The following is an 8,287-nucleotide window of genomic DNA, read 5'->3' on the forward strand; positions in this document are numbered from 1 at the left end:
GGAATTCGTGGAAATTAGTGAAATTCGTGGCGGGGAGTGGAGATTGGGGCGGCTTTGTCAGATGGCGGATGTTCTGGTAGACTGTCAGCCGACCGATGAGGTGAGGGGATGAGGTGAGGCGATGAAGAAACAGTTGGATTGGCGAAACTGGGCAGGGGTGGGAGCGCCGCTGTGGCCGCTGGCGCTGGCGCGTATGGCGATTGGGGTGCTGTGGCTGTTCAGCCTGCGTTGGAAGCTGCCGCCTACGTTTGCGCCGCCGGCGGGGGTGCGCGGCCTGGCCGATTGGATGACGCTCATGACGCAACATCCGGTCGTGGCGGCCTACGGCGCGTTCGTCGAGACGGTGGTGCTGCCCAATTTCACCCTGTTCGCCTGGCTGATCTTCCTGGCTGAGCTGGCGGCCGGCCTTTCGCTCCTGCTCGGCTGGAAGGTGCGCTGGGGCGCGCTGCTCGGCGCGGCGCTGTCCTTCAATCTCCTGATCGGCATGTCCGAGGTGCCCGGCGAATGGCCCTGGAGTTACCTGATGATGGTGATGTGGCACGGCGTCTTCTGGCTGACCGACGCGGGCCGCGTGCTTGGCCTCGACGCGCGCGCTTCCGGTCGGCCATGACCGTTTGTGTCATCATTCCGGCTTTGAACGAGGCGGAGAGCATCGGCGTCGTGCTGGCCGCAATTCCCGCGGGGCTGGCCGCTGAGGTGATCGTGGTGGACAACGGCTCGACCGATGACACCGCGGCGCGTGCCCTGGCGGCCGGCGCCCGCGTGGTGCGTGAAGATCGCCGCGGCTACGGCTTTGCCTGCGCGGCCGGCGTCGCCGCAACCCAGGCCGACATCATGGTTTTTCTCGACGCCGATCTCAGCGACTTTCCGGAGGAGATGGCAGCCCTGCTGGCGCCCATCCAATCGGGTCAGGCGGACCTGGTGCTTGGCTCGCGCTTCTTGGCCGGCAATCTCTCGCGGTCGGTCATGCCGCCGCAGCAGCGCTTCGGCAACTGGCTGGCCAGCCGGCTCATGCAGCGCCTCTACCGTATTCCCGTCACCGACCTCAGCCCCTTCCGGGCCGTGCGCCGCGACGTGCTGCTGGCCCTGGACATGCGTGAGATGACCTATGGTTGGCCGACCGAGATGATGGTCAAAGCCGCGCGGCGGGGCTATCGGCTAACTGAGATTGCCGTGCGCTACCGTGCCCGCTACGCCGGCCGTTCGAAGGTCAGTGGCACCGTGCGCGGCGCCCTCCTGGCCGCGTACTATATTCTGGGAACCACGCTACGGTACGCCTGGCAGTGATCAGGTCTTGTCACGGCCACGCAGGGGGACTTCTACGGTGATAGCAGACCAGCCAACCGACCTTGTGGAGTACAGCGCTCGTCTGGGGAAGCACGTTCTGGCGCAGGCTTCTGATTTGCAGCGCAAGCAATACGGTCAATTCCTGACGCCGCATGAGGCAATCGGGCTTTCCGCCATCTTGAATTGCTCCGTGGTGGATCGCTATTTTCGTATTGTCAACGGCAATACACAGGTCAACGCGGAAGAGCTGTGGGCCTTGCCGCTGCCGCCGCTCGCTGTCATCCACCAAATTGGACAAGCCCTCGAAAACGAATCCCAGGCGGGGGGGGAGCGGACATTGATGCTCTTGTCACCACGATACTGCAAGGGGAAGGGCTCCTTCCCCTGGAATTTCCAATCATCAGGGAGACGCGTACCAACGGCGACCGGTACTTAGGACCTGTCACAGAATAAATAGCCCAGGTTCCACGCTTGCCTACGAAGCGCAGATGGAAAACTAATTCCGCGACGGCCCCTAAATGCTGCTCGTGGGTGATGCCGCTATCCTCGTGGAATGGGTGAGCGTGTCCCGTAGGGACACATGACCTTAGCTAATGATGGCGCCATCCGTGGCCGTCCCGTAGGGACGGTTGAGCTCCTTCCCGCGATCGCGGTATCGTCGCCGGCGCATCCGGTGGCGTCATCGAGTCAAGCGTCCCTACGGGACGACGGGCGCGGGGGGCATCGTCGGCTCAAGTCAAGCGTCCCTACGGGACGACGGGCGCGGGGGGCATCGTCGGCTCAAGTCAAGCGTCCCTACGGGACGACGGGCGCGGGGGGCATCGTCGGCTCAAGTCAAGGCGTCCCTACGGGACGACGGGCGCGGGGGGCATCGTCGGCTCAAGTCAAGGCGTCCCTACGGGACGACGGGCGCGGGGGGCATCGTCGGCTCAAGTCAAGGCGTCCCTACGGGACGACGGGGGTCGGGACGGGGGGGGGGCACGTCGGGGGTCCCCTACGGGACGACGGGAGCGGGGGCATCGTCGGCTCAAGTCAAGGCGTCCCTACGGGACGACGGGCGCGGGGGGCATCGTCGGCTCAAGTCAAGGCGTCCCTACGGGACGCGCTCCCAATTTGTGATGCGCCCAACCGCTTGCAGGGCAAACCTGAGCTGGCAAAACGGGAAATTGTGCGCCAAACTCAAAGGCAATTGCCCTTAGGGCCTGTCACAGAATAAATAGCCCAGGTTCCACGCTTGCCTACGAAGCGCAGATGGAAAACTAATTCCGCGACGGCCCCTTGGGTCCGCGTGGCGAATAACGAGGGGGCATTGTCATGGAGTTACTATCACCGAGTGCGCAGCGGGTGCAGGATGCGCTGCGCGGTATGGGGTTTGGGTATGAGGTGATCGAGTTTGCGCAGACGACGCGCACCGCGGCGGAGGCGGCCGCGGCTGTGGGCTGTACGGTGGGGCAGATCGCCAAGTCGTTGGTGTTCAAGACACGGCACGGCGGCCGGCCGCTGCTGGTCATTGCCAGCGGCGCCAACCGGGTGAATGAGAAGGCCATGCGTGCTATCGTCGGTGAGCCGATCGAGAAGCCTGACGCCGATTTTGTGCGGCAGCAAACGGGCTTTGTCATCGGCGGCGTGCCTCCGCTCGGCCATGCGGCGCCGCTGACGATCTTCATTGATGAAGACCTCTTGCAGTACGACATCATTTGGGCCGCGGCCGGGACGCCCAACGCGGTGTTTCGCCTGGCGCCCGCCGACCTGCTGCCGATGACCGGCGGGCAGGCAATCAAGGTGACATAAGCCGGGATGAGCGTGTGAGAGGGGAGCGAGAGATGGTCAGTTTTGAGGAAGTTCAAGCGGCCGCGCGGCAGATTGCCGGCGTCGCCCACCGCACCCCGGTGATGACTTCGCGCCTGCTGGACGCGGCCTGTGGCAACCAGATTTTTCTGAAGTGTGAGAACTTGCAGCGGGTGGGGGCCTTCAAGTTTCGCGGGGCGACCAACGCGATCAGCCGGCTGAGCGCGGCGGAGAAGGCGGCCGGGGTCATCACCCATTCGTCGGGCAACCATGCGCAGGCCGTCGCCCTGGTGAGCCAACTGTTGGGCGTCAAGGCTACGATTGTGATGCCCAACAATGCGCCGGCGCTGAAACTTAACGCCACGCGTGACTATGGCGCCGCCGTCGTGCTGTATGATCCGGCCACGGACGTGCGCGAGGCGATTTCGCAGGAGCTGGCGCAGCGTCACGGGTATGTCCTGATCCCGCCCTACAACCATCCGCACATCGTGGCCGGCCAGGGCACGGCCGGCCTGGAACTGTTCGAGGAGGTGGGGCCGCTGGATTATCTGTTCGTGCCGTGCGGCGGCGGCGGGCTGCTGAGCGGTTGCGCACTGGCGGCCAAACACCTGGCGCCTGGCTGTCGGGTCATCGGCGTGGAACCCGCGGCCGGCGACGACGCGACGCGCTCTTTCTACAGCGGCGTGCTGCAGACCAGCCACAATCCGCAGACCATTGCCGACGGCGCGCGCACCGGCAGCCTGGGCGATCTGACCTTTGCCATGATTCGGCATTACGTGGATGAGATGCTGACCGTCAGCGACGACGACCTGGTGCGCACGCTGGCCTTTGTCTGGACGCGGCTCAAGCTGGTGGTCGAGCCGACAGGGGTGCTGGGCCTGGCCGCGCTGTTCAACCGGCGCTATGCCCTGGCGGGCCAGCGCGTCGGCGTCATTCTCAGCGGCGGCAACGTGGACCTCGTCGCGGCCGCGGGTTGGCTGCAGACGACAAGGGTGTCCAGCTAAGCAGCATCTGTCCTCGCTCACGCACCTCAGTGTCAAAGCAATTTGGTCATTGGCAGTAACTGCTCACCCTGCAGGCCGATTTGGACAGGATGAACAGGATGTACAGGATTCTTGCTCTGTGGTGTGCAAAACTATCGGCACGAGAGTTCGAATATCCTGTCAATCCTGTCAATCCTGTCTGAATTCCAGGCAGGCTGAGCAGTTACTCGGACGTTATCGCCATTCAGATCAGCGATCAGTCTGATCACTGCCAGCTCTTTTGCTTTGGCCTCGACATCCACTGTGAGCGGCCAACCCAGCCACTCCACGGGGAAATCGCCGGCTTCGACGTAATCGTGATGCCGCTCCGGCTTCGGTCCGTCCCACCCTGCGAGCGGACTGGAGATGTGGAAGAGCGGTTCGGCCTGCCATGTCCCCTGGGCGCGTTCGGTGATCTCGGCCACGCTCAGGCCGTCGGGCAGGCAGCGGTGATGATGCACGTCGTAAGCCAGCGGCACGCCAGTGTCGGCGCAGACAGGCAGCAGATCGGAGGGCGTGTACACCTTGTCGTCGTTCTCCAGCGTGAGGCGTGATCGCACCGGTGTGGGCAGGCGCTCGATGTTCCTGCGCAAGGCGCCCAGCGCGGCGGTCTTGTCGCCATACGCACCGCCGCCGTGGAGGTTGATCGTATCTGCGCCGACCCATTCCGCGATCTCGGCCTGGTAGTTCAGTTCGGCGAGCGAACTCGCCAGGGTCATCGGGTTTGGGGAATTGAGCACCACGAACTGGCCCGGATGAAACGACAGCCGCAGATTGTTCGAGCCGGCAAACTGACCGCACTCGCGCAAGCGCGCAATGATTTCCGCTCCACCCGGCAGTTCATTCATCTCGTACCCCGCCTCGGGATGCGTCTTCACGGGCAGAATCTGGCTGTTGATGCGGAAGGCGCCGATGCCATGACCCGCGCAGAATTGCAGCGCGGCCAGCAGCGCCTCGGCATTGGCGCGGCACAGCTCGGCCAGCCGCGCCAACTGCGCCGGCCTGGGCAAGCGCAGCATCGCTGTGGCCGTCGTCACACGGAACTTGATCGGCTGGCGCACGAACTGGCAGCACAGGCCAAGCCGCAAAGCGTTGGGCCGCTGTGGGAGTGATGTCTCTCTCGCTGGAACCATGTCACACCCTCGCCTGCACTCTGCACTCATCCACGATTCACTCCTTGACCTTGCCCGATCCGGCAACTTCCTCCGCCCGCAGCATCACCTCGTTGCGGCGCAGAAAGGCCGGCGTCCACGGCGGATCGAAATAACCATACACCGGCGGCGACAGTGCGCGCAACTTCGCCGCCTCCATCCACGCCGTTAACCGCGCCAACGCTTTCGCCTCGTTCTGCGCGTTGCGCCCGCCGCTGTAGCGCAGCACCGCGAACCGCCCCGCCGGCAGCTCGCGCACCGTTACCGCATCATCTGACGGCTTGGGCGTCTCGCCCGGCTTGAACTTCGCCGGCATCACGAACGCCATCGTCGCGTTTGTTGCGCTGCCAGCCATGAACACCGGCGTGGTCATGGCGATCTTCTGCCTGGCCTCGTTCCCGCCGCTGATAAACCGGAACAGGCGCGAGAAGCCACCGTCGCGGTTGTCAGCGGCCATCGGCGTCTCCACCACCGTGAGCGCCGCGTAATCGCGCACCTCAACTCTTCCGTCCGACCGTACCACCTTGTATGGCGCAGACTCGTAACCGGCTCGCACGGCCTGATAAGCGACCGCCAGCAAACCAGCCCCGACCAGGCCGATCAGTATCCAGATCCACATAGGCTTTACGAAACCTCCATTTTCTCCGGCCGCAGACGCGGCAGCAGCAGGTTGCGGGTCAGCTCGTTGATGGCGGCGGCAATGGCCGCCGGCGGCAGTGCGGGGTTGAACTTACTGAGCACGGCAAACAACCCGATAGCGGGCTGCTCGACCAGGCGTTTTTCGCTGCAGGGGTAGGTGGTCATGATGCCTCGTGCGGCATTGTTGCCGATAAATTGCCGATAAATTGCCGATAACTTCCTCTCTAACCGTCGAAAAGACGGTCGCCACCGTGAGGACAAAGTATTCCAGCCAGGGGGTCAGATCCGCCTCTGCCCGGCCTTCGTAATAGTTGTGGTGTGGATGGACCGCCAGCGAATGGTAATAGGCCTCCAAATCCCTGGCGTGATGCTCCTCCAGAGAAAGGAACCCGTTCAGCCCGTATCCTGCCCGGCTGAGAATCAATGTCGCCAGCAGGCGGGCGGTGCGTCCGTTCCCGTCATAATAGGGATGGATGGTCACAAACTGATAGTGCATCAAGCCGGCGGCAACGGGCGCCGGAAGCTGTTCTTTCTCGGCGGATTTGAACCAACCGACCAGGGCCGCCATCAGTCCGGGCACATCCGTGGCCTCAGGCGGCAGATACACAATGGCATTCGAACCGGATTCGCGAATGACATTCTGTCCGTCGCGATAGGGGGTCGGACGGGCGCGCGGCCCCGTTTCGACCAGGGCGTGCATCCGGCGGATCATCTCTTCTGTCAGCGGCGCCTTCGTTGCGGCCCACTCCTCGGCGCGCAGCAACGCGTTCCAGTAATTCCGCACCTCGCGCACATCTCGTTCGCGTCCGTGGAACTGCGCCTTGCTGGAGGCAACCACCGCCTCGGCCTGGGCGAGCGTGAGGCGATTCCCCTCGATGCGCGTGGAATAGTGAGCGGAGCGCACCCGCGCCCGGCGCCGCAGTTCAGCTTCAACCGCCGGCGGCAGCGGCGTCGTCTCCACCACCGTGCGCGCCGACTCGATCGTCATCAGCCCGCGTGCAATCGCGGGCGTGAGCGTGTAACGGGGTTGCCAGATGGGCGATGTGGAACTCATGGTAGGCTTCCAGTCCCCCCAATGAACGCCATCCCGCCGAGCGCGGCAAAAAGCTCGATGGCGGGCTGCTCGACAAGATGATCTTCGGAGTAGGGGTGGATGGTCATGGTAACACCAATTCACGATTTGTCAACAAGGGAAGAACCATGTATACTCCATTATAACAAAACGGTAACGCCGTTTATCTCTCTCGACGAATCGTCGCCCTCCATGGGCGGCTTGCCCGAAAGGGCTAGTCGGGAGAGTTTTTTTTCTTCCCGCCCTGCTCGAAGCGTTCATGCCAAAGTACGACTATCTGCGCGGAGATCACATCGAACCAGTGCCGATCGCCGTGGTTGGCATGTTCGGCAACCGCCCCCGTAATCATGTCGGCGCACTGAATCAGAGGGTGGGTTGAGTCCAAAAGACGGATGTCGCGCCAACTTTGCTCTGAACGATTGGCAACACGACAAGCCCAGCGCGTCTGTGATTTTAGCCCCTGTAGGAATTCTCTCTGCTTTCCGCTGCCGTCCAGGTGCAATTTGCAGTTGGCTAATCCCATCGGCGCGCGCAGCGCCAATCCGGCCAGCGCATGGCTATAGATCCCCGACTTGCCCAATCGTCTAAAATCCGCAGGCGCGTACTGTTTGTGTATCACCGCGACCAGGGCGGCAATGGGTTCATCGCAGATCACGCCGAAAAATGCCTGACGGATGGCAGCATTTGCTTGATGATACCGAAATTCAAAGGTCGCTGGCTTGCCCAGGACACGTCGCACTGCGAGCAACTGATCAGTGAGTTGTTCTGGTTGTTCTGGCAAGATCACGCCCACCACAAAGCGCGGCGAAGAGTTCGCGCTGAACGCATATCCTGGATCGCCGCTCTCATCAGCGTAAGCGTAGCGAGGTTCTACCATAATCCCAAACTGCGTAGATTCTTACGGATTTGGGTGTCGAGCGTCCTCTGCAAGTTGCTCTTCCAACTACGTATCGAGTGTAACACTTGTGAGTACATGACGCACACCTCTATTTCGACCGTTCGGCTGTCTCGGCGTTCATGGGCACAGTCGGCAATTCCTCGCGTCAGCCGCCCGCACGGCGAATCGGTACACACATGGTTTGGCCGGCACACGCTGGCCTGCTACGTGTGTTGGGCGTGCGCATCAGATGTCCAGCCGCGCAAACATGTCTTCTGGGTTCTCACACCGGACGATATTCTCACCGGCATCTGTCTCGGCAAAGGTGCGCTGCGTGACCGCGTTGGGGATGCGTACATCGAAGGGCAAGCCGCGGTTGAGCTTGACCTGCTGATAGAAAAGGGTGATGGCCTGGGTGGTAGAAAGCCCCAATTGCTCGAAGACGTTCTCG

The 8,287-nt window shown here is 62.8% G+C and carries 10 protein-coding genes; 5 read left to right on the plus strand and 5 right to left on the minus strand.

The annotated features are described in order from the left end of the window. Positions 1–121: 121 nt before the first annotated feature. The 5 genes from IPF85_RS05280 to IPF85_RS05300 all read left to right on the plus strand — a co-directional run bounded on the left by IPF85_RS05280 (position 122) and on the right by IPF85_RS05300 (position 4,079). Positions 122–610, plus strand: coding sequence for a TQO small subunit DoxD (locus IPF85_RS05280; protein WP_343407020.1), 489 nt, complete (start codon positions 122–124; stop codon positions 608–610). Then, positions 607–1,287, plus strand: a complete 681-nt coding sequence (locus IPF85_RS05285; protein WP_343407021.1) for a glycosyltransferase family 2 protein — start codon at positions 607–609, stop codon at positions 1,285–1,287. Before IPF85_RS05280 ends, IPF85_RS05285 begins: the two co-directional genes overlap by 4 nt. Before the next feature lie 37 nt (positions 1,288–1,324). Beyond that, positions 1,325–1,723 (plus strand): hypothetical protein, encoded by a 399-nt coding sequence (locus IPF85_RS05290; protein ID WP_343407022.1) that lies wholly within the window; start codon positions 1,325–1,327, stop codon positions 1,721–1,723. Between the two features lie 878 nt (positions 1,724–2,601). After that, positions 2,602–3,078, plus strand: coding sequence for a YbaK/EbsC family protein (locus IPF85_RS05295; protein WP_343407023.1), 477 nt, complete (start codon positions 2,602–2,604; stop codon positions 3,076–3,078). Between the two features lie 32 nt (positions 3,079–3,110). Further along, positions 3,111–4,079, plus strand: coding sequence for a threo-3-hydroxy-L-aspartate ammonia-lyase (locus tag IPF85_RS05300; protein ID WP_343407024.1), 969 nt, complete (start codon positions 3,111–3,113; stop codon positions 4,077–4,079). Between the two features lie 131 nt (positions 4,080–4,210). On the opposite strand, the gene uvsE is transcribed toward IPF85_RS05300, so the two are convergent. The 5 genes from uvsE to IPF85_RS05325 form a co-directional block, all read right to left on the minus strand. Next, complete coding sequence (gene uvsE / locus IPF85_RS05305; protein WP_343407025.1) at positions 4,211–5,230, minus strand: UV DNA damage repair endonuclease UvsE; 1,020 nt, start codon at positions 5,228–5,230, stop codon at positions 4,211–4,213. Positions 5,231–5,267: 37 nt separating this feature from the next. Further along, positions 5,268–5,867, minus strand: a complete 600-nt coding sequence (locus IPF85_RS05310) for a heme-binding protein (RefSeq protein WP_343407026.1) — start codon at positions 5,865–5,867, stop codon at positions 5,268–5,270. Between the two features lie 111 nt (positions 5,868–5,978). Continuing rightward, positions 5,979–6,875, minus strand: coding sequence for a Fic family protein (locus IPF85_RS05315; protein ID WP_343407027.1), 897 nt, complete (start codon positions 6,873–6,875; stop codon positions 5,979–5,981). Between the two features lie 298 nt (positions 6,876–7,173). Beyond that, the gene (locus tag IPF85_RS05320; protein WP_343407028.1) at positions 7,174–7,836 is read right to left on the minus strand and encodes a DUF3800 domain-containing protein; all 663 of its coding nucleotides are present in this window, start codon (positions 7,834–7,836) and stop codon (positions 7,174–7,176) included. Between the two features lie 246 nt (positions 7,837–8,082). Beyond that, positions 8,083–8,287, minus strand: a 205-nt coding sequence (locus IPF85_RS05325; RefSeq protein ID WP_343407029.1) for a type II toxin-antitoxin system RelB/DinJ family antitoxin, incomplete at its 5' end; no start/stop codon positions are given.

The sequence above is a fragment of the Candidatus Amarolinea dominans genome (genome assembly GCF_016704685.1).
GTDB classification, from domain to species: domain Bacteria; phylum Chloroflexota; class Anaerolineae; order SSC4; family Amarolineaceae; genus Amarolinea; species Amarolinea dominans.

What these genes read in the sequence shown, in the direction of transcription:
- IPF85_RS05280 (WP_343407020.1), top strand. Translation starts at nt 122, where the DNA reads ATGAAGAAACAGTTGGATTGGCGAAACTGGGCAGGGGTGGGAGCGCCG.
- IPF85_RS05285 (WP_343407021.1), top strand. Translation starts at nt 607, where the DNA reads ATGACCGTTTGTGTCATCATTCCGGCTTTGAACGAGGCGGAGAGCATC.
- IPF85_RS05295 (WP_343407023.1), top strand. Translation starts at nt 2,602, where the DNA reads ATGGAGTTACTATCACCGAGTGCGCAGCGGGTGCAGGATGCGCTGCGC.
- IPF85_RS05300 (WP_343407024.1), top strand. Translation starts at nt 3,111, where the DNA reads ATGGTCAGTTTTGAGGAAGTTCAAGCGGCCGCGCGGCAGATTGCCGGC.
- uvsE (WP_343407025.1), bottom strand. Translation starts at nt 5,230, where the DNA reads ATGGTTCCAGCGAGAGAGACATCACTCCCACAGCGGCCCAACGCTTTG.
- IPF85_RS05310 (WP_343407026.1), bottom strand. Translation starts at nt 5,867, where the DNA reads ATGTGGATCTGGATACTGATCGGCCTGGTCGGGGCTGGTTTGCTGGCG.
- IPF85_RS05315 (WP_343407027.1), bottom strand. Translation starts at nt 6,875, where the DNA reads ATGACGATCGAGTCGGCGCGCACGGTGGTGGAGACGACGCCGCTGCCG.
- IPF85_RS05320 (WP_343407028.1), bottom strand. Translation starts at nt 7,836, where the DNA reads ATGGTAGAACCTCGCTACGCTTACGCTGATGAGAGCGGCGATCCAGGA.